Origin of the sequence: Caballeronia fortuita (assembly GCF_001544835.2) — a bacterium.
Taxonomy (GTDB): domain Bacteria; phylum Pseudomonadota; class Gammaproteobacteria; order Burkholderiales; family Burkholderiaceae; genus Caballeronia; species Caballeronia fortuita.
This window is the reverse complement of the sequence record NZ_FCNX02000001.1, coordinates 69,273-88,784: the sequence shown is the minus strand read 5'-3', so window position 1 is coordinate 88,784 and position 19,512 is coordinate 69,273. Positions and strand designations below refer to the sequence as shown.

Annotated in this window: 16 protein-coding genes and 1 riboswitch; of the genes, 12 read left to right on the top strand and 4 right to left on the bottom strand. The window is 63.3% G+C overall.

Annotated elements, in window-relative coordinates; translation table 11 throughout:
- Positions 1-553: 553 nt before the first annotated feature.
- Positions 554-2,251 (bottom strand): isovaleryl-CoA dehydrogenase, encoded by a 1,698-nt coding sequence (locus AWB77_RS00435; RefSeq protein ID WP_061132447.1) that lies wholly within the window; start codon positions 2,249-2,251, stop codon positions 554-556.
- 321 nt (positions 2,252-2,572) lie between these two features.
- On the opposite strand from AWB77_RS00435, the gene AWB77_RS00430 reads away from it, so the two are divergent.
- Positions 2,573-4,225: an OmpA family protein gene (locus AWB77_RS00430; protein ID WP_061132446.1), complete on the top strand. Its 1,653-nt coding sequence runs from the start codon at positions 2,573-2,575 to the stop codon at positions 4,223-4,225.
- Positions 4,226-4,293: 68 nt separating this feature from the next.
- Here AWB77_RS00430 and AWB77_RS00425 read toward each other — a convergent pair whose 3' ends face one another.
- Positions 4,294-5,238 (bottom strand): LysR family transcriptional regulator, encoded by a 945-nt coding sequence (locus AWB77_RS00425; RefSeq protein ID WP_061132445.1) that lies wholly within the window; start codon positions 5,236-5,238, stop codon positions 4,294-4,296.
- 129 nt (positions 5,239-5,367) lie between these two features.
- Here AWB77_RS00425 and AWB77_RS00420 point away from each other — a divergent pair, with 129 nt between their 5' ends.
- The 11 genes from AWB77_RS00420 to AWB77_RS00370 all read left to right on the top strand — a co-directional run bounded on the left by AWB77_RS00420 (position 5,368) and on the right by AWB77_RS00370 (position 16,682).
- Positions 5,368-5,811, top strand: a complete 444-nt coding sequence (locus tag AWB77_RS00420; RefSeq protein ID WP_061132444.1) for a CidA/LrgA family protein — start codon at positions 5,368-5,370, stop codon at positions 5,809-5,811.
- Between the two features lie 16 nt (positions 5,812-5,827).
- Positions 5,828-6,550: an LrgB family protein gene (locus AWB77_RS00415; RefSeq protein WP_061133087.1), complete on the top strand. Its 723-nt coding sequence runs from the start codon at positions 5,828-5,830 to the stop codon at positions 6,548-6,550.
- A gap of 77 nt (positions 6,551-6,627) precedes the next feature.
- Positions 6,628-6,757: riboswitch (S-adenosyl-L-homocysteine riboswitch) on the top strand.
- A 32-nt stretch (positions 6,758-6,789) separates the two neighbouring features.
- Complete coding sequence (gene ahcY, locus AWB77_RS00410) at positions 6,790-8,211, top strand: adenosylhomocysteinase (protein WP_061132443.1); 1,422 nt, start codon at positions 6,790-6,792, stop codon at positions 8,209-8,211.
- 79 nt (positions 8,212-8,290) lie between these two features.
- Positions 8,291-8,644 (top strand): phage holin family protein, encoded by a 354-nt coding sequence (locus tag AWB77_RS00405; RefSeq protein WP_061132442.1) that lies wholly within the window; start codon positions 8,291-8,293, stop codon positions 8,642-8,644.
- A 37-nt stretch (positions 8,645-8,681) separates the two neighbouring features.
- On the top strand, positions 8,682-9,521 hold the full coding sequence (gene metF, locus AWB77_RS00400) for a methylenetetrahydrofolate reductase [NAD(P)H] (RefSeq protein ID WP_061132441.1): 840 nt from the start codon (positions 8,682-8,684) through the stop codon (positions 9,519-9,521).
- 322 nt (positions 9,522-9,843) lie between these two features.
- Complete coding sequence (locus AWB77_RS00395; RefSeq protein ID WP_061132440.1) at positions 9,844-11,478, top strand: ABC transporter substrate-binding protein; 1,635 nt, start codon at positions 9,844-9,846, stop codon at positions 11,476-11,478.
- A gap of 125 nt (positions 11,479-11,603) precedes the next feature.
- Entirely contained in the window at positions 11,604-12,614 is a 1,011-nt protein-coding gene (locus tag AWB77_RS00390; protein WP_061132439.1) for an ABC transporter permease subunit, read from the top strand.
- Positions 12,615-12,623: 9 nt separating this feature from the next.
- Positions 12,624-13,541, top strand: a complete 918-nt coding sequence (locus tag AWB77_RS00385; RefSeq protein ID WP_061132438.1) for an ABC transporter permease subunit — start codon at positions 12,624-12,626, stop codon at positions 13,539-13,541.
- A gap of 1 nt (position 13,542) precedes the next feature.
- A complete protein-coding gene (locus AWB77_RS00380) occupies positions 13,543-14,535 on the top strand; it encodes an ABC transporter ATP-binding protein (protein WP_061132437.1) in 993 nt (330 codons plus the stop codon).
- Entirely contained in the window at positions 14,532-15,536 is a 1,005-nt protein-coding gene (locus tag AWB77_RS00375) for a peptide ABC transporter ATP-binding protein (RefSeq protein ID WP_061132436.1), read from the top strand. The genes AWB77_RS00380 and AWB77_RS00375 overlap by 4 nt, the downstream gene beginning before the upstream one ends.
- Positions 15,537-15,578: 42 nt before the next feature.
- Complete coding sequence (locus tag AWB77_RS00370) at positions 15,579-16,682, top strand: TraB/GumN family protein (RefSeq protein ID WP_061132435.1); 1,104 nt, start codon at positions 15,579-15,581, stop codon at positions 16,680-16,682.
- A gap of 31 nt (positions 16,683-16,713) precedes the next feature.
- Here AWB77_RS00370 and AWB77_RS00365 read toward each other — a convergent pair whose 3' ends face one another.
- Together AWB77_RS00365 and AWB77_RS00360 are read right to left on the bottom strand one after the other, a co-directional pair.
- Positions 16,714-18,375, bottom strand: coding sequence for a hypothetical protein (locus tag AWB77_RS00365; RefSeq protein ID WP_157694715.1), 1,662 nt, complete (start codon positions 18,373-18,375; stop codon positions 16,714-16,716).
- Positions 18,372-19,430: a glycosyltransferase gene (locus tag AWB77_RS00360; protein WP_074168821.1), complete on the bottom strand. Its 1,059-nt coding sequence runs from the start codon at positions 19,428-19,430 to the stop codon at positions 18,372-18,374. The genes AWB77_RS00365 and AWB77_RS00360 overlap by 4 nt, the downstream gene beginning before the upstream one ends.
- Between the last annotated feature and the right edge of the window lie 82 nt (positions 19,431-19,512).

Sequence of the window (19,512 nt, the reverse complement as noted above, 5' to 3'; positions counted from 1 at the left end):
AAAGAAAGCAGCTTCTGTTACGCCCGCGGTCACACGCAATTTGGGTAGTCCTCTCGTTCACCGTGGCACTCGCCTAACGAGTGCCCTCAAACACCTAAGCGTGCTTGGCTCGCGCACGGTCTGACTCGCTAGTCCGTTTCGCGCGCGGGTTCAGCACCAAATAGCTCCAGCCCGCTTCGCGGCCGATGGGTCAATCGGGTGCGCGTGCGCTTGTTCTTCGATGGTTTCCCTCGCATACCCGACGGCAGCGCGTAGCGCTGTGCCGATGCTCTTTCGCGCTGGACCAGCGCGCTAGACAGTGCCGGGCGGCAGACCGTGCGCGATCCAAGCCCGGTTGGGCCTTCGAGGGCGACACTTAGGCGAGTGCCGCCTGGGACGAGAGTACTACCCAAACTGCGTGTGACCGTGGGCCTGAAAAGCTGCTTTCTTTGCCTACTTTCTTTGCAGCAGCAAAGAAAGTAGGTGCCGCCCCGCACAGGGGCAGTGCTAATAGACCGACACGAAATCAGGCCATCCATAGAATCAGGCCATCCATAGAAAAAACGCAAACGCGCTAAGCACCAAACGCCCGCCCAACGATCGCCCCGTGATCGAAGCGCGCCGGCAGCGTGCCAAACACCCGCCCCGTTTCCCCGCGCGCATCGCCCAGCCTCGAGTCGATGAACGCATCGGCGACATCCTGCGGTGCGTGCCTCGCCAGCAGCACGCCTTGCGCGCACAGCGCCAGTTGCTGCGCAATGCGCCGCGCCGACGCTTCCCGCCTCGGCGGATCGTCCATCAGCATCGCAATCAGCGACGACAACGCGGCGGCCAGCGCCGGATGCGCGTGCGCCGTCGTCTTCCAATCATCGATGAGCGCGTGCGCGGCGTCCCGCTCGCGCTCGAACGCGCGCAGCACATCGAGACACATCACGTTGCCCGAGCCTTCCCAGATCGAATTGACGGGCGCCTCTCGATAGAAACGCGCCATCGGCCCGGTTTCGACATAGCCGTTGCCGCCCCAGACTTCCATCGCCTCGCCGGTGAATTCGAGCGCGCGCTTGCACACCCAGAACTTCGCCGCCGGCGTGACGATGCGCCGCCACGCGCGCTCGGCGAGCGGGCCGCCCGCCGCCTCGCTCTGCTCGAACGCGCCCGCGAGCCGCATGAAGAGGACCGTCGCCGCTTCGGATTCGAGCGCGAGATCGGCGAGCACGTTGCGCATCAGCGGCTGATCGACGAGGTGCGCGCCGAACGCGCTGCGATGCCGCGCGTGATGGATCGCCTGGACGAGCGCCGCGCGCATCAGCGCCGCGCTGCCGATCACGCAGTCGAGCCGCGTGAAGTTCGCCATTTCGATGATCGTCGGCACGCCGCGCCCCTCGTCGCCGATCATCACGCCGTAAGCATCGAAGAACTCGACTTCGCTGCTCGCGTTCGAGCGATTGCCGAGCTTGTCCTTCAGGCGCTGAATCTGAACCGCGTTCTTGCGTCCGTCCGGCGCGAAACGCGGCACATAGAAGCACGACAGGCCGCCTTCGTCGGCGGTGCGGGCGAGCACGAGATGCGCGTCGCATTGCGGCGCGGAAAAGAACCATTTGTGACCGACCAGCCGATACGCCCGGCCGCGTCCCGCCGCGCCGAGGGCGTGGGCGCGCGTGCGGTTGCTGCGCACGTCGGAGCCGCCCTGTTTCTCGGTCATGCCCATGCCGATCATCATCGAATGCTTGCCGGCCTCGAGCGGAATGTCTCGCGGATCGTGCGCGCGCGAAAGCAGCGCATGCGACACGCGCGCGAACAGGTCAGGCTCGTTGCGCAGCACCGGAATGCTCGCGAACGTCATCGTGACAGGACACAGCGAGCCCGATTCGAGCTGGCCGTGCAGATAGTAGCCGGCGCAGCGCGCGGCCATCGACCCCGCACGCGCCGACGGCTCGAACGGCATCGCGTGCAGACCTTCGTGCCGCAGACGCCGCAGGAGTTCGTGCCAAGCCGGATGAAACTCGACGGCGTCGATGCGCTCGCCACGCGCATCGTGCGTCGCGAGTTCCGGCGCGTGGCGGTTGGCGAGATCGGCGAGCGCGACGACATCGGGCTGCGTGAGCGCCATCGCGTCGCGCGAAAGCGTTTCGGCGTGCCATTGCGCGCCCTCGCGCCCGACAGCGGCGACGAGAGCCGGATCGAAAGCGAAAGCGTCATAACCGACGAGCGGCGGCACCTGATTCGTAACGTCGTGTGTCTGCCCGAACGGGCGATCGGCGGCATCGGACATCGTCGGTCTCCTTCTTTGCGCGCGCGAACGGCCGCGCGGTGGAACTTCACTGTCGGGCGCACGCAACAGCCGGTTTCGGATATATCGGCTGGCCGGACGCCATCTCGAATTCAAGAATCATAGGCCGCGCGTTCGGCGGGCGCGTAGAGGCATCGTTCTTATCGGATTCGGGCATCACTTTCCGATGCATGCGCCGAAATTTGCCTTCCTGAGACTAATCCGATTGTTAATCCCACCCCAATGACGCGCAGGAGCCCGAACCTATAATCGGCTCGCCTAATTCCGGCTGACGCAGTAACGCCTTTCACGGAAGCATTCTCAATGAGCATCAACCTCAATCAACTTGTCCAGGGCGCTTTGACAGAAAGCGTGTTGCAGCACATCGCGGGGCGCATCGGCTGCGCGCCGGAGCCGGCGAAGCGCGTGGTATCCCTGTGCGGGCCGGCGCTCATCGGCGCGATGATGAACAAGGCGTCGTCGCTGGAAGGCGCGCGCAATCTTTTCGCGGCGATCATGTCGCCCGCGACGAACGCGCTGATTGCCGAAGAACTGCCGCATTCCGTCGTCCAGGACGATGGATTCAAGACGCTCGTCGATACCGGCGCGAACGCCGACGCGGCGATCGCCTCCCGCGACAGCCTCAACGTGCTCGCCGAGCGCATCGCCGAATACACGGGCGTCGCGGCGAGCGCCACGCGCACGCTGACCGGCGTCGTCGGCGCGACGCTCTTCGGCGTGCTGAAGCGCTATCTCACGCAGCACAACGGCAATCCCGGCCAGCTTCCGACGCTGCTCGGACATCAGTTGCCGATCGTGCGCGCGAACATGACCGACGCATTCGCGCAGGCGCTCGGGCTCGGCTCGGTCGGCGCGTTCCTCGCGGGCGTCGCATCGCGGCTGAAGGCGGTGTCGTCGCATCTCGACCATCCCGCGACGCACGAAGCGGCGGCGTTCTCGCAGCCGTCGGACGCGCCCGCCGCCGTGCCGGAGCAGCCCACGAAGGAAAGCGCCCGCAAGAAGAAGTGGTGGTGGATCGCGCTCGCCGCCGCGCTCGCGCTGCTCGCGGTGCTGATCGGACGCGGTTGCTCGACGCAGAACTCGGAGCAGGAAGCGGCGCCGGCCGCGAAGCCGGACGCCGCGTCCGATTCAGCCGATGCATCCACGGCGGCAGCAGCCGACCAGTCATCCGCGCCCGCTGCGCAGCCCGGCAAGGACGCGACGATGTCCTTTACTGTCGACGCAAACGGCGTACCGACGCTGACCGCGACGGTCAACAGCGACGACGAGCGCCGCCAACTGATCGACACGCTCGGCGCGAAGCTCGGCGCGGACAAGTTCAAGGCGAATATCGCGGTCGATCCGGACACGAAACCCGCCGCCTGGATCGCCAGGCTCGACGGCTTGCTGCCGGTCATGGCGCTGCCGGGCGCGCAGGTGCGCGTCGCGGGCGACAAGATCGAGCTGGACGGCCGCGCGGGCGATCCGTCGCTCGGCTGGCTGGGCAAGCTGAAGGCATTCTTCGGCGAGGGCTGGACAATCGGCGCGATCGACACGACCGCCGCGAAGGCGCTCGCCGCCTCGGACGCGCAAGCCGCCGCGAGTTGCGCCGCCGCCGACGCCGCAAAAAAAATGAATCTGCGGCCGGTCACCTTCGGTTTTGCGTCGGACACACTGCCGCGCGCGGCGCTGGACAATCTCGCCGAATCCGTGAAGGCGCTGATGGATTGCGACGCTGCCGGCCAGCCGATCAAGCTGCAGATCGGCGGTTACACGGATAGTTCGGGCGATCCGGCGGTGAATCAGCGCTTGTCGGAAAAGCGCGCGCGGGCCGTGCGCTCGTATCTGATCCAGCATGGCGTCCCGGCGGATACGCTGACGGCGGAAGGTTTCGGCGATGCCCATCCGATCGCCGACAACGCCACGCGCGAAGGCCGCGCGGCAAATCGCCGGATCGAGTTCAAGGAAATCGGCTGATTCGGACCGGCACCCGGAAGTTGCTTGGAAAAAACCGCGCCGGCCCGCTCAATGCGGGCCGGCGCGTTTCATTTTTTTGGCTCGGCGAATCGCGCGCGCGGAAAGCCATCGGCCATGAAATCCTGATCGAGATTCGCGGGCAGCATTTCCCGCGCGACTTCGATCCACGCGCGCGCCGCGTGCGACAGATAACCATTGCGCCGCCAGCCGAGCGCCATGTCCCAGTGAATCTCCGGCGCGACGACCGGACGGCAGGTGAACGCGTTGGCGTCGAGACGGCGGCAATACGGCGCTGGCAGCAGCGCGATGCCGATGCCCGCCTGCACGAGCGCCGCCATGAAATCCCAGTGCCCGCTTCGCCCGACGATCGTCGGCGCGAAACCCGCCTCGCGGCACGCGTTGAGCACGACATCGTTCAGCGCAAGGCTCTCGCCGTAAAAGACGAACGGTTCGGCCGCGAGATCGGTGAGCGCGACTTCGCGGGCATCGTCCCAGCGCGAGCCCTTCGGCGCGACGAGCCACAGAATCTGGCGGCTGACGGGCAGGACATCGAACATCGCCGTATCGACCGGCTGCATGATGCCACCGAGTTCCAGCTCGCCGTCGATGAGCGCGGCCTCGATTGCCTTCGAGCCGCGTTCGAACAGCTTCAGCTCGACCTTCGGATAACGGCGCCGGAACGCGGCGATGGCGGGCGTGAAGAGCGATCCGCCCATCGGCGGAATGCCGATCGTCAGCGTGCCGCGCCCGAAGGTGCCTAGATCGTTCAGTTCCGCTTCCAGGCGCGCGTGCGCCGCCAGTACCTCGACGCCACGCTGATACACGATCTGTCCCGCGTCCGTCAGCACCATTTGACGGCCTTCGCGCAGAAGCAGCGGCGAGCCGACTTCATCTTCCAGCGCCTTCACCATCTTGCTGATGGTCGGCTGCGTCACGAACATGTGTTCGGCGGCAGCGGTAAAACTCTTCTGCTTCACCACTTCGATGAAGTACCGCAGGGCGCGCAATTCCATTGTCGGCTCCGAATTCCAGTTTGGAATGATCCGGATAAGGTTAAGTCATTTTTTTTATGCGAGGGGCGCCCATATACTGCGACTACGGGATAACCCTAATCAATCGCTTCCGCCGCCCAAGAGTCCGCTATGTCCTTCGCCCTTTCGAATAAAACGCCGTCCGCCTTCGCCCGCTTCCTGCGCGTCGCGGTGCAGTCCGCCGGGCTCGCGGGAATCTGGATCGTGGCGGACTTTGTCGCGCGCAAGCTGTCGCTGCCGGTGCCCGGCGGCGTGATCGGCCTCGTCGCGTTGCTCGCGCTGCTGTTCTGCGGCGGCATCGCGCCGCGCTGGGTCAAGGCGGGCGCGGACTGGCTGCTCTCCGACATGCTGCTGTTCTTCATCCCGGCGGCGGTCGCGGCGGTCCAGTACGGCGGCCTTTTCATGGAAGACGGCTGGCGGCTCGCGCTGGTAGTCGTCGGCGGAACGCTGATGGTGATGGTGGCCGTCGCGTTCGCCGTCGATCAGGCCGCGCGCCTCGAACGCCGCATCGCGCTGCGCCGCGTGCTCGTTGCGCGTCACGCGGCACGCGCCTGAGCGCGAGCCAGCGGATATGAACCACTTCTTCGCTTCTCTTCTCGAAGACGACGCCGCCCGCCTCATCGCGGCGGGCTGCTTCGTACTGACCGTCGCGCTGTATTTCGCGGCGAAGCATCTCTATGCGCGCTATCGCCGGCCGTGGCTCACGCCGCTTCTGGCCGTGCCGGCGGTGCTCGCGGTCATCGTCGTGGCGGCGCGCATTCCGTACTCGGTCTATTACACCGATACGCGCTGGCTCATGTGGCTGCTCGGCCCGGCGACGGTCGCGTTCGCGGTGCCGATCTACGAATACCGCGACCTCATCAAGCGGCACTGGATTTCGCTTTCCGTCGGCGTGACGGTCGGCATTCTGGTGGCGGTCGGCGGGTCGCTGATGCTCGCGAAGCTGCTGCATCTTTCGCCGGAACTGCAGCGCAGCCTTGCGACGCGTTCCGTTTCGACGCCGTTCGCGCTCGCCGTCTCCGAAAAGATCAACGCGCCGAAAGACCTCACCGCGCTCTTCGTGATCGCGACGGGCGTCTGCGGCATGCTCTTCGGTGAAATCGTGCTCGCGCTCGTGCCATTGCGCACGCGGCTCGCGCGCGGCGCGCTGTTCGGCGCAGCGGCGCATGGCGTCGGCACGGCGAAAGCGCGCGAACTGGGGAGCGAAGAGGGCGTGGTTGCCAGTCTGACGATGATGATCGCGGGCGTCGCGATGGTCTTGCTCGCGCCCGTCTTGTCGGTCTTGCCGTTCTGATCGCGGCGCGCGCCAAAGCCCCTGGCAGCGTCTCGAAATCCCGTTCGTAACACGAGACTTTGCTACAATCGACACTCGCTTCCGAGGAGCGTTGCGACGGTCCACAGCTGACCGCCAGGCTCGGAAGCATTCAATCCGGACGGTTCGAAAGCGCCACGCAATCAAGGCGCCCGCTGAGCCACCGCATTCGAACGGCGCTCACGTCAACATTTCTAGTCTTTTTAGAAAAGGAGGGCGTGATGAACGCCGCAGTTCTCGATTCCAAAGATTCCAAGGATTACATCGTCGCCGACATGTCGCTTGCTGCCTGGGGCCGCAAGGAGCTCGACATCGCCGAAACGGAAATGCCCGGTCTCATCCAGACGCGCGAAGAGTACAAGGCGCAACAGCCGCTGAAGGGCGCGCGCATCGCCGGTTCGCTGCACATGACGATCCAGACGGGCGTGCTGATCGAAACGCTCACCGCGCTCGGCGCGGACGTGCGCTGGGCGTCGTGCAATATTTTCTCGACGCAGGATCACGCTGCCGCCGCGATCGCCGCGGGCGGCACGCCGGTGTTCGCATTCAAGGGCGAATCGCTCGACGAATACTGGGAGTTCTCGCATCGCATCTTCGAATGGCCGAACGGCGAGTTCGCCAACATGATTCTCGATGACGGCGGCGACGCGACGCTGCTGCTCATCCTCGGTTCGAAGGCGGAGAAAGACCGCTCGGTCATCGCCAAGCCGACCAACGAGGAAGAAGTCGCGCTGTACAAGTCGATCGCCAGGCACCTCGACGCCGATCCGGCGTGGTACTCCACGCGCCTTTCGCATATCCAGGGCGTAACGGAAGAAACGACGACGGGCGTGCATCGCCTGTATCAGATGGAAAAGGAAGGGCGCCTGCCGTTCCCGGCCATCAACGTGAACGATTCGGTCACGAAGTCGAAGTTCGACAACCTGTACGGCTGCCGCGAATCGCTCGTCGACGGCATCAAGCGCGCGACCGACGTGATGATCGCGGGCAAGATCGCGGTCGTCGCGGGCTACGGCGACGTGGGCAAGGGCTGCGCGCAATCGCTGCGCGGGCTCGGCGCGACGGTGTGGGTCACGGAAATCGATCCGATCTGCGCGCTGCAAGCCGCGATGGAAGGCTACCGCGTCGTGACGATGGAATACGCCGCGAGCCGCGCCGACATCTTCGTGACGGCCACGGGTAACTACCACGTCATCAACCACGACCACATGAAGGCGATGCGCAACAACGCGATCGTCTGCAACATCGGTCACTTCGATTCGGAAATCGATATCGCGTCGACACGTCAGTACACGTGGGACAACATCAAGCCGCAGGTCGATCACATCGTCTTCCCCGACGGCAAGAAGATCATCATTCTGGCTGAAGGCCGTCTCGTGAACCTCGGCTGCGCAACGGGCCATCCGTCGTTCGTGATGTCGAACTCGTTCACGAACCAGACGCTCGCGCAGATCGAACTGTTCACGCAGGGCAAAAAGTACGAGAACAAGGTCTACGTGCTGCCGAAGCATCTCGACGAAAAGGTCGCGCGTCTGCATCTGGGCCGCATCGGCGCGGAACTGACCGTGCTGTCGGACGAACAGGCCGGCTATATCGGCGTCGACAAGAACGGCCCGTTCAAGCCGAACCACTATCGCTATTGATCGCACGCGGCGGCAGTAGCTTGCGCGGGGCGTGCGAACCACGCCCGCGCGATTCAACGCATCAACCGGAGATTCCTCGATGACCGTGCTGCTGACATGGCTGATCAACGCGCTTGCGCTCTTGATCATCACGTATCTGGTGCCGTCGATTCACATTCGCAGTTTCGGCACCGCGCTCATCATCGCGGTCGTGCTGGGTCTCATCAACGCGATCATCCGACCCGCTCTCATCATCCTCACGCTGCCGGTGACGATCGTCACGCTCGGGTTCTTCATACTCGTCGTGAATGCGCTGTGCTTCTGGCTGTGCTCGTCGCTGCTGAAGGGCTTCGAAGTATCGGGCTTCTGGTCCGCGTTCTTCGGCTCGATTCTTTACAGCATCGTGTCATGGCTGCTGTCGGCGCTGATTTTCGGGAATCGCAACTTCGGTTGACGCTGGAGCGCGGGCGCTGCCGCCCGTCATAAACATCATGAAACCGATCGAACTCTCATTCGAGTTTTTCCCGCCGAAGACGCAGGAAGGCGTGGACAAGCTGCGCGCGTCACGCGCCGAGCTGAAGAAGCTTTCGCCGAAGTTCGTCTCCGTGACGTTCGGCGCGGGCGGCTCCACGCAGCAAGGCACGCTCGACACCGTGCTCGAAATGGCCGCGGAAGGCTTCGAGGCCGCGCCGCATCTTTCGTGCATCGGCTCGTCGAAGGAGAATCTGCGCGCCATCCTTTCGCAGTACCGCGAGCACGGCATTCGCCATATCGTCGCGCTGCGCGGCGATCTGCCTTCGGGCATGGGCGAAGTCGGCGAGTTGCGCTATGCGTCGGAACTCGTGGCGTTCATCCGTCAGGAGCACGGCGACTGGTTCAACATCGAAGTGGCTGCATATCCGGAGTTTCATCCGCAATCGAGGTCGCCGAAAGCCGATCTCGAAAACTTCGCGCGCAAGGTGAAGGCGGGCGCGAACTCCGCGATCACGCAGTATTTTTTCAACGCCGATTCGTACTTCAAGTTCGTCGAGGAAACGCGCAAGCTCGGCGTCGACGTGCCTATCGTGCCGGGCATCATGCCGATCACGAACTTCACGCAACTGATGCGCTTTTCCGACATGTGCGGCGCCGAAGTGCCGAAGTGGATCGCGCGCCGGCTCGAAAGCTTCGGCGACGATCGCGAGTCGATCCGCGCATTCGGCGTCGACGTGGTGACGGGCCTGTGCCGCCGTCTCATCGACGAAGGCGCGCCGGGGCTGCACTTCTACACGCTCAACGGCGCGTGGGCCAGCAAGACGGTTTGCGCGCGTCTGGGCTTCAAGAGCGTCTGACCTGCATCAATGTTTCACCCGCGCGGCGCTCGTCGCGCGGTTCTTTCTCTTCCCTTGCTCCTCGTCGTCTTTTTGCGTCATAACGCGCTCGATCGAGCAATATCTCGTCGGCCGACGTATCACGTATAAACATGGCCGATAACCTGCCCTTATCGAAGCGCCATCGACGACAAACTCTAGTGGGGAAAACCAACTACGCATGTCACTTTTGTTCGTGCTAGGGTAGCGCCCACTTTGCGCGTGCGCTCCTGAAAAAGCGGGCGGCGCGATCAAGTACACTCGCGCTACGTCGGCCAGAAGCCGGCATCGACTTGGAGGAAACATGAACAAAAACAGCCTGTTGCGAGCCATCCGCGGATCGGCGCTCGCAGGCGCCGTCGCCACGGCGACGCTTTTCGCAGCAACGACGGCGAATGCCGCAGGAATCCCGAACAAGACGCTCGTGTATTGCTCGGAAGGCAGCCCGGCCGGCTTCGACCCCGCGCAGTACACGACCGGCACCGATTTCACCGCGAACACCTTCACGGTCTATAACCGTCTCGTCGAATTCGAGCGTGGCGGCACGAAGGTCGAGCCGGGTCTCGCGGAAAAGTGGGATGTGTCGTCCGACGGTCTGACGTACACGTTCCATCTGCGTCACGGCGTCAAGTTCCAGACGACGTCGTTCTTCAAGCCGACGCGCGAATTCAACGCGGACGACGTGATCTTCACGTTCAACCGCATGCTCGACCCGAACAATCCGTTCCGCAAGGCGTACAACGTGCAGTTTCCTTACTTCACGGACCTCGGCATGGACAAACTGATCTCGAAGATCGAGAAGGTCGATCCGTACACCGTGAAGTTCACGCTGAAGGAAGTGAGCGCCCCGTTCATCCAGAACATGGCGATGGAATACGCGTCGATCCTGTCCGCCGAATACACGGACAAGCTGATGAAGGACGGCAAGGCCGCCGACATCAACCAGCAGCCGGTCGGCACGGGCCCGTTCATCTTCCGCAGCTACACGAAGGACGCGACCATCCGGTTCGACGGCAATCCTGATTACTGGAAGCCGAACGCGGTGCAGATCAGCAAGCTGATCTTCTCGATCACGCCGGACGCCGCCGTGCGCGTGCAGAAGCTGAAGAACAACGAATGCCAGGTGATGAGCTATCCGCGTCCGGGCGACATCTCCACGCTGAAGTCGGTGTCGACCGTGGACACGCCGTCGCAGGCGGGTTTCAACGAAGGTTACGTCGCGTACAACGTGACGAAGAAGGGCCTCGACAACACCGACGTGCGCCGCGCGCTCGACATGGCGATCAACAAGAAGGCGATCATCGATTCCGTGTATCAGGGCGCGGGCCAGCCGGCCACCGCACCGATGCCGCCGACGCAGTGGTCTTACGACAAGAACCTGAAAGGCCAGACGTACGACACGGCGAAAGCGAAGGCGCTGCTCGCGAAGGCGGGCTTCCCGAACGGCATGGAAATCACGCTGTGGGCGATGCCCGTGCAGCGCGCCTACAACCCGAACGCGCGTCTGATGGCGGAAATGATCCAAGCCGACTGGGCGAAGATCGGCGTGAAGGCGAACATCGTGTCGTATGAGTGGGGCGAGTATCTGAAGCGCGCGCACGCGGGCGAACATGATGCGCTGCTGATCGGCTGGACCGGCGACAACGGCGATCCGGACAACTGGCTCGGCACGCTGCTCGGCTGCGATGCGGTGAAGGGCAGCAACTTCTCGAAGTGGTGCTACAAGCCGTTCGACGAGCTCGTCGTGAAGGGCCGTTCGACCACCGATATCGCCGCGCGCACCAAGTCGTACACCGACGCGCAGCAGATCTTCGCGCAACAACTGCCGTTCTCGCCGATCGCGCACTCGACGGTCTATCAGCCCGTCAGCAAGAAGGTGACGAACATGAAGATCGAGCCGCTCGGCTATGTCCGTTTCGATGGCGTCGGCATGCAATAAGGTTTTGCTACGGAATGCTTTTTGCACTAAACCATAACTAAATCGACAAGGTCCGGCGGCGCGGGTCCACAAGATCCAAGCCGCCGGTCACGTTTTCAGTCCTCCCAATACCGAAAAGGGCGATCATGTTCCGATTCGTTTTGCGACGCATAGGAATGGTGATACCGACGTTCATCGGCATTACGATTCTCGCGTTCGCGCTGATTCACCTGATTCCCGGCGATCCCATCGAAGTGATGATGGGCGAGCGCGGCGTCGATCCGGCGATGCACGCCGAAGCCATGAAGCGCCTAGGCCTCGACCAGCCGCTTCCGCTCCAGTATCTGACGTATGTCGGGCACGCGCTGAAGGGCGATCTCGGCACGTCGATCATCACGAATACGAGCGTGATGGGCGAGTTTCTCGCGCGCTTTCCCGCGACCGTCGAACTGTCCATCTGCGCGATGATTTTCGCGCTCGTCGTCGGCCTGCCCGCGGGCGTCGCGGCTGCGTTGAGGCGCGGCACCGTCGTCGATCACGGCGTGATGGGCACCGCGCTCACCGGCTATTCGATGCCTATTTTCTGGTGGGGCTTGATCCTCATCATGTTTTTTTCCGCGAAGCTCGGCTGGACGCCGGTGTCGGGCCGCATCGCGGTGGAATACGACATCCCGCACGTCACAGGCTTCATGCTGATCGACGCGCTCTTCTCCACCGACGAAGGCGCGTTCACGTCCGCTTTGAGCCATCTGATTCTCCCGACGATCGTGCTCGGCACGATTCCGCTCGCGGTCATCGCGCGCATGACGCGTTCGTCGATGCTCGAAGTGCTGCGCGAAGATTACATCCGCACCGCGCGCGCGAAGGGTTTGTCGCCGTTGCGCGTGGTCGTCGTGCATGCGCTGCGCAACGCGCTGATTCCCGTCGTGACCGTGATCGGTCTGCAGGTCGGCACGCTGCTCGCGGGCGCAGTGCTGACTGAAACGCTGTTCTCGTGGCCGGGCGTCGGCAAGTGGCTGATCGATGCCATTTCGCGTCGCGATTATCCGGTCGTGCAAGGCGGCATTCTGATGATCGCGACGCTCGTGATCGTCGTGAATCTCGTCGTCGATTTGTTGTACGGCGTGTTGAATCCGCGCATTCGCCATACGAGGTAACTGGAAGATATGGCTGACGTTCAAAACAATCTCCCTCCGGGCGCGTTCACGCCGCCCTCCGGCCGCATGGTCGCCGCGCGCGAATTCTGGGCGAATTTCTCGCGCAATCGCGGCGCCGTCGTCGCGGGCCTGATCGTGCTCGTGCTGATTCTCGTCGCGATTCTCGCGCCGCTGATCGCGCCGCACAGTCCCATCGAGCAATACCGCGACTACGTGAAGATTCCGCCCGCGTGGCTCGAAGGCGGCAATCGCATGTTCCCGCTCGGCACCGACGAAGCCGGCCGCGACATTCTTTCGCGGCTGATGTACGGCGCGCGGCTGTCGTTCTGGATCGGCTTCGTGTCGGTGATACTCGCGCTGATTCCGGGCGTCGTGCTCGGTCTCATGGCCGCGTTTTTCCGCTGGCTCGATACGCCGATCATGCGCGTGATGGACGTGCTGCTCGCGTTGCCGTCGCTGCTGCTCGCAGTCGCGGTCGTCGCGATCATCGGGCCGGGGCTCGTCAACACGATGCTCGCCATCGCGATCGTCGCGCTGCCGGGTTATGTGCGTCTCACGCGCGCATCGGCGCTCGGCGAGTTGCAGAAGGAATACGTGACAGCATCGCGCGTCGCGGGCGCGGGCACCGTGCGCCTCATGTTCTCGCAAGTGCTGCCGAACTGCGCCGCGCCGCTGATCGTGCAGGCGACGCTCGGCTTTTCGTCCGCGATTCTCGATGCCGCCGCGCTCGGCTTTCTCGGCCTCGGCGTGCAGCCGCCGGCGGCGGAGTGGGGCGCGATGCTGGCATCGGCGCGCGATTACATCGAAAGCGCATGGTGGATCGTGACGATGCCGGGTCTGTCGATCCTGATCTCGGTGCTCGTCATCAATCTGCTCGGCGACGGTCTGCGCGATGCGCTCGATCCGAAACTCAAACGGATGGGCTGACATGAACGATCTTCTGACTATCCGTAATTTGCAGGTGACGTTCGGCGGCACGCAAGCCGTCGATCGCATCGATCTGTCCGTGAAGCCGGGCGAAGTCGTCGGCGTCGTCGGCGAATCCGGCTCGGGCAAAAGCGTCACGATGATGGCGCTCATGGGTCTCATCGACGCGCCCGGCAAAGTCACTGCCGATCAGGTCACGTTCGACGGCAAGGACTTGCTGAAGGCGTCGGCGCGCGCGCGTCGAAAGATCATCGGCAAGGACATTGCAATGGTGTTCCAGGACGCGCTGACGAGCCTGAATCCGAGCTATACCGTCGGCTATCAGATCAAGGAAGTGCTGAAGCTGCACGAAGGGCTGCGGGGCGCCGCGCTCGAGAAGCGCGCGCTCGAACTGCTCGATCAGGTCGGCATTCCGGACGCGAAGAACCGCATCCATTCGTTTCCGCATCAGATGTCGGGCGGCATGAACCAGCGCGTGATGATCGCGATGGCCGTCGCGTGCAATCCGAAGCTGCTGATCGCCGACGAGCCGACCACCGCGCTCGACGTGACGATCCAGGCGCAGATCATGGAACTGCTCGTGAAGCTGCAGAAGGAGCGCGGCATGGCGCTCGTGCTGATCTCGCACGATCTCGCCGTCGTGTCCGAAGTGGCGCAGCGCGTCGCGGTCATGTACGCGGGCGAGGTCATCGAAACGAATCATGTGCCGACGATCTTCAGCGAGCCGCATCATCCGTACACGGAAGCGTTGCTCGCGGCTATCCCCGAGCATTCGCGCGGCGCGGACCGTCTCGCCGCGCTGCCGGGCATGGTGCCGGGCAAGGACGATCGTCCGAGCGGCTGTCTCTTCGCGCCGCGCTGCAAGTACGTCGTCGACGATTGCCTCAAGGCGCGTCCGAATCTGTATCAGCTCGACAAGAACGATCCGGCCGTGCGCGCGCGCTGCATCAAGCCGTTGAATATCGATGTGGTGGTCGAAGGAGGCGCGCGATGAACGCCGTACCGAAGGAAGCGAATCAGGACATCGTGCTCGCCGCCGACAAGCTCACGAAGCACTACGACGTGAAGAAGAGCGCGTTCAAGCACGGCACGGTGAAAGCGTTGAACGGCGTGTCGTTCGAGCTGAAGCGCGGGCGCACGCTCGCGGTCGTCGGCGAATCGGGATGCGGCAAGTCCACGCTTGCGCGTCAGTTGACGATGATCGAGGCGCCGACGTCGGGCCGCTTGCTGATCGAAGGCGATGACGTCGCGGGCGCGAGCCGTGCGAAGATCGCCGAGTTGCGTCAGCGCGTGCAAATGGTGTTTCAGAACCCGTTCGCGTCGCTGAATCCGCGCAAGACCGTCGAGCAGACGCTCGGCGAGCCGCTCGCTATCAATACATCGCTGTCATCGACGGAGCGCGCCGAGCGCATCGCGAAGATGATGCGTACCGTCGGGTTGCGGCCCGAGCATGCGTCGCGTTATCCGCACATGTTTTCGGGCGGGCAGCGTCAGCGCGTGGCGATCGCGCGCGCGATGATTCTCGATCCGCAGATCGTCGTCGCGGATGAACCCGTGTCCGCGCTCGACGTATCGATTCAGGCGCAGATTCTGAATCTGTTCATGGATTTGCAGGCGCAGTTCGGCACGAGCTACGTGTTCATCTCGCACAACTTGTCGGTGGTGGAGCATATCGCCGACGACGTGATGGTCATGTACTTCGGCGGTGTCGCGGAAGTTGGCGACAAGAAGACGATCTTCGCGAAGCCGCGCCACCCGTACACGCGCGCGCTGATGTCCGCGACGCCCGCGATCTTCGAGGAAGACCGGCGCATCAAGATCAAGCTGCAGGGTGAGATGCCGTCGCCGCTCAATCCGCCGTCGGGCTGCACGTTTCATCAGCGCTGCCCGTATGCGATCGAGCGATGCCGTGTGGAAGAGCCGAAACTGCGCACGGTCGATGGGCGTCAGGTGTCGTGCCATCGCGCGGAAGAGGTCGGCGACGACGAAGTCTGAAACTCGGCAGACGGGCGCGGCGCGTCATGTGAATGTTTTAAGATGTCGGTCGTGCCGGATTCATATGACAAGCCGCGCGTGGCGCGCGCGGCGTTCGCCAAAGCGACAGCCCTCGTGCTGTCGTTCGTGCTGTATGCGGTGGGCGTTGCGGCGCCGCCGGCGTTCGCGGTAGTCGGATCGCGCACGCCGCAGGCAGCGGGCGATGCCGGATCGGCCGCCGCGCCCGCGAATCCGGCGGCCGCGGTTGCGGCGCCGCCGCCGCGCGCGGATCGCTCGGACGGCACGACCGCGAGCGGCCCGGTCCGCGCGCAGCCGCCGCGCATGCCGTTCTACGTCGCGACCAAGGGCACGACGACCATCTATATCCTCGGCACGCTCCATGTGGGTTTCGCGAGCGACTATCCGCCCGAGCAACCGTTTCGCAAACCGATACTGGCGGCGCTCGATGCATCGCCGACACTCGCGCTCGAAATTTCACCAGATGAACTGCTGCTCTCCCAGGACGATGTGAACCGTTACGGCATGTGCCGCAGCGAATGTCTGATCGACTATCTGCCGGACGAGATGTGGAGGAGGGTCGAGACGCGCATGCGCAGCAATCCGGAGGCGTTGAAGGAACTGCGGCATACGCGTCCGTGGCTCGCGTCGATGCTGATCGAAACGTACGACACGTTGAAGGCGGGATTTCAGAGCGAGTATGGAACCGAGGCGCAGTTGCAGAACGTGTATCTGCGTGCGCGCGGGAAGATCGTCGGGCTGGAGACGTTGAACGAGCAGATATCGACGTTCACGCGACTCACGTCGGCGCAGCAGCGCGAGATGCTTGCGCAGGATCTCGTGCAGACGCCGGCGGAGAATGTCGCCGATGTGAAGGAGTTGCATCGGCTATGGCGAATCGGCGATGCCGATGCGCTCAAGGCCTGGGACGATGCGAAGTCGAGCAAGCTGGCGAGGAACAAGGCGCTGGCGGCTCAGGTGGACAATCGCGTGGTCTATCAGCGCAATCAGCGGTTCGTTGCGAGGATGGTTGCGCTCGCCGCGCCGGACAAGCCGGTTTTCGTGGCGATCGGGGCGTTACATCTCGGTGGGCAGAGGGGGGTGCTGGAGTTGTTGAGGAAGAGGGGGTTTGTGGTGGTGGGAGGGTAGGGTGACACTCCGTGTGAAGCCCGCATCGGCTTTAACTCGACAGCGGGATCCATGCCTGAGCCGATTCACCGGATTCATTGCATCGCCACACGGTGCCGGTAGTCGAATCGACGATTTCGCTGCCGTACGAAGCGCGCACCGCGTCCTGCGGCGACGCATTGTCGGTTCGTTGGATCCGGATGCGTCCAGGAGCCAGCCGGACCGCGGCGCCGATCATGCCGCCGCGTTTCATCGTCCGGTCGATGGACGTATTTTCATCCTGCATTGCACCGATCTTTACCGGAGCGCTGGATAAGGCGTAAAGCGTCGAGCCGCAAGCGTACGCGCGATTTGCTGTGAGTGTGAGCGTCTTGAACGTGCATGGCGCGTCGACGCCGAGCATGATGGCGCTGTCGTACGCCGCATTCATGGTCGTGCTCGAGCAGCGTTCGAAAACGTTATTTTCGATGCGTACATGTGCCCCGTCGCCAGGACTGCAGGTTCCGATGTAAAGCGCCCGACCGAGCAGGTCTTGCGCATGATTGCCGCGAAACACCAGTGACCGGAAATAGCGGATGCGCAATCCATCGGGGGCATTGATCGCATGGCGTGAGCCTTCGTAACGATATCGCGTGCCTTCGAAACGGAGGCTGAATATCGCGCACTCGTCGATATTCCTGTATGCGTCGAACGGAGACACCACGTTCGTTCGAAAGCGAAAATCGTTCGGTCCGGTGACCTGCGCGTCGAGCGTTCTGCCGGCATTGCACCAGAACGTGATGCCGGCCAGCAGACTCGATCCAATCACGCCTGGCCCCAAGACGACATCTTCCGTATCGCACACCTGCGCCGAGAAATTCGCGGCCTGCGCGTAGTGTCGGACGTTGACGCGGTACACCCGCCCTCTCGTCCCGTGAAATTCCACGCCGGTCGAAACGCTGCACGGGCGGTCGTTGGAACAGTCGATATCACGAATCGTGAAACCGTTAGCCACGACATAGATCGACGAGTGGTCGGTTGCCGATGCGTTGCCCGGAATGGCTTGCGCAACATTGCGGATGGAGCAACGTTCCACGATGACACCTTCCGCAGTCGGCGTTCCGTCATCGTCGACACTTCCCAGCGAAAACGACTGTCGGCCTGCATTATTCAGGGACTTGCAATCCTGGATGACCACGTTGCGGCAATGCGGTGCGAGGACCGCCGCGTTCTTCGGCGTTGCAGGCATGCGGTAGGTGTTGTTCGCACCGTTGTGATCGAAGGTGATGCCGCGAACGACAAGATTGCGTATTTCGAAGTCAGGGCCCGTTCTTTCCGGCGCAATGAAGTTCCAGCCGAAGGGCGCAGCTGAATTCATGCCGCCGCCGGCTTTGAAGACAACACGTCCTCGCCTGATGATTCGAGTATCCGACGGAGCGGGAATGAGAACGTGGTTCTCTCCCGTCATGGTTGCGAACAAATAGATGCCGGAGGTGTAGACGGCGTCCGCGCCGCTCGACTGACAGAGCTTGAGGAAGGCACGGTTCGCTGGTCCGTCGTCGGTGATGCCATCGCCTTTGAGTCCGTGATCTTTCGCCAGCAGCTCCCGCCGGGCCGGAGCACTCGTTCGATAGTCGACGCGGGCGTTTCCCAGCGCAGCGGCGGGCGCGCAAAACGCCATGCCGATCAATCGGGCTACTTGCCGGAGCGCCGAACGCCGCGCGAGTCGTTTCATTCGCCGTTGCGCTTCAGCATTCCATCATACGTAGCGACGGTCTTCTCTATCACGATCCTCTCGTCGAACTCGGCCAGCGCGCGCGCGCGTGCATTGTTCCCCAATGCCTTGCGCAGGCTTGCGTCGTCGTGCAGACGAGCAATCGCGGCAGCGAGCGCAATACTGTCCTTCACCGGGACGAGCAAGCCATCGACACCATCCTGGCTCACGACCTCGCGGCAGCCAGGAGCGTCCGTGGTGACGAGCGCAATGCCGCAGGCCGCAGCCTCGATCATCGACTTGGGCAGTCCTTCGCGGTAGCTCGGCAGCACCATGATGTCCACGCTAGTGAGCAACTCGGGCATGTTGCTCACATGACCAAGCCAGGTGAGCGTGCCATCCTCGTTCCATTTTTCGACGACTTCGCGCGGCACCGATGCGGGATTGCCCGCGTCCGGCTCACCGGCGAGCAAGAACTCGAATTGCCTGCCGCTCGCACGCAATTCACGAACCGCATCGACGTATTCCGCGATGCCCTTGTCCCATAACAGCCGCGCCGCGAGCAGCACGCGCAATGGACGGCCAACTTCGTTCGAGTCTGCGGGGCGCTGCGCGAACTTGCTCACGTTGACTCCCGAGCCGCGAATCAGATGGATTCTGGACTCATCGACGATATCGGCGTTCTCGAACATCTCGACGTCGTCGGGATTTTGAAGAATCAGTGCGGTGCCCGATCCGTTGAGCGCGACACGCATCAGCATCTTCACAATCGGCCGGAGAAGACGTGCCTTCCACGAATCATTGGTGAAGACGAAGCCGAGTCCCGCTACCGCATTCACCCGATGTCTGATGCGAGCCATTCTTGCAGCGAGTGAACCGTAGACCGCGCTCTTGATGGTGAAGCTATGCACGAGATCGGGCTGTTCCGTGCGAAGGATGCGGCGCAGGTGGAGTATCAACGCGACTTCGCGCAGTGGATTCAGGCTGCGACGCTGCATCGGCACCGGAAGCCATCGAAAGCCGGCGTCCCGCAACGCCGCGCCATATTCGCCGGGCGGCGACATCAACCTTCGCACGTCGAAACTTGAGCCGCCAGTAAAAGTAAAGCGCCAGTCCGGCAGGGAAGTTCAAGATCACCTGCAGTGGATGGCCAGATCG

What these genes read in the sequence shown, in the direction of transcription:
- metF (WP_061132441.1), top strand. Translation starts at nt 8,682, where the DNA reads ATGAAACCGATCGAACTCTCATTCGAGTTTTTCCCGCCGAAGACGCAG.
- AWB77_RS00375 (WP_061132436.1), top strand. Translation starts at nt 14,532, where the DNA reads ATGAACGCCGTACCGAAGGAAGCGAATCAGGACATCGTGCTCGCCGCC.
- AWB77_RS00415 (WP_061133087.1), top strand. Translation starts at nt 5,828, where the DNA reads ATGAACCACTTCTTCGCTTCTCTTCTCGAAGACGACGCCGCCCGCCTC.
- AWB77_RS00365 (WP_157694715.1), bottom strand. Translation starts at nt 18,375, where the DNA reads ATGAAACGACTCGCGCGGCGTTCGGCGCTCCGGCAAGTAGCCCGATTG.
- AWB77_RS00385 (WP_061132438.1), top strand. Translation starts at nt 12,624, where the DNA reads ATGGCTGACGTTCAAAACAATCTCCCTCCGGGCGCGTTCACGCCGCCC.
- AWB77_RS00435 (WP_061132447.1), bottom strand. Translation starts at nt 2,251, where the DNA reads ATGTCCGATGCCGCCGATCGCCCGTTCGGGCAGACACACGACGTTACG.
- AWB77_RS00370 (WP_061132435.1), top strand. Translation starts at nt 15,579, where the DNA reads ATGTCGGTCGTGCCGGATTCATATGACAAGCCGCGCGTGGCGCGCGCG.
- AWB77_RS00420 (WP_061132444.1), top strand. Translation starts at nt 5,368, where the DNA reads ATGTCCTTCGCCCTTTCGAATAAAACGCCGTCCGCCTTCGCCCGCTTC.
- AWB77_RS00405 (WP_061132442.1), top strand. Translation starts at nt 8,291, where the DNA reads ATGACCGTGCTGCTGACATGGCTGATCAACGCGCTTGCGCTCTTGATC.
- AWB77_RS00390 (WP_061132439.1), top strand. Translation starts at nt 11,604, where the DNA reads ATGTTCCGATTCGTTTTGCGACGCATAGGAATGGTGATACCGACGTTC.
- AWB77_RS00380 (WP_061132437.1), top strand. Translation starts at nt 13,543, where the DNA reads ATGAACGATCTTCTGACTATCCGTAATTTGCAGGTGACGTTCGGCGGC.
- AWB77_RS00425 (WP_061132445.1), bottom strand. Translation starts at nt 5,238, where the DNA reads ATGGAATTGCGCGCCCTGCGGTACTTCATCGAAGTGGTGAAGCAGAAG.
- ahcY (WP_061132443.1), top strand. Translation starts at nt 6,790, where the DNA reads ATGAACGCCGCAGTTCTCGATTCCAAAGATTCCAAGGATTACATCGTC.
- AWB77_RS00430 (WP_061132446.1), top strand. Translation starts at nt 2,573, where the DNA reads ATGAGCATCAACCTCAATCAACTTGTCCAGGGCGCTTTGACAGAAAGC.
- AWB77_RS00395 (WP_061132440.1), top strand. Translation starts at nt 9,844, where the DNA reads ATGAACAAAAACAGCCTGTTGCGAGCCATCCGCGGATCGGCGCTCGCA.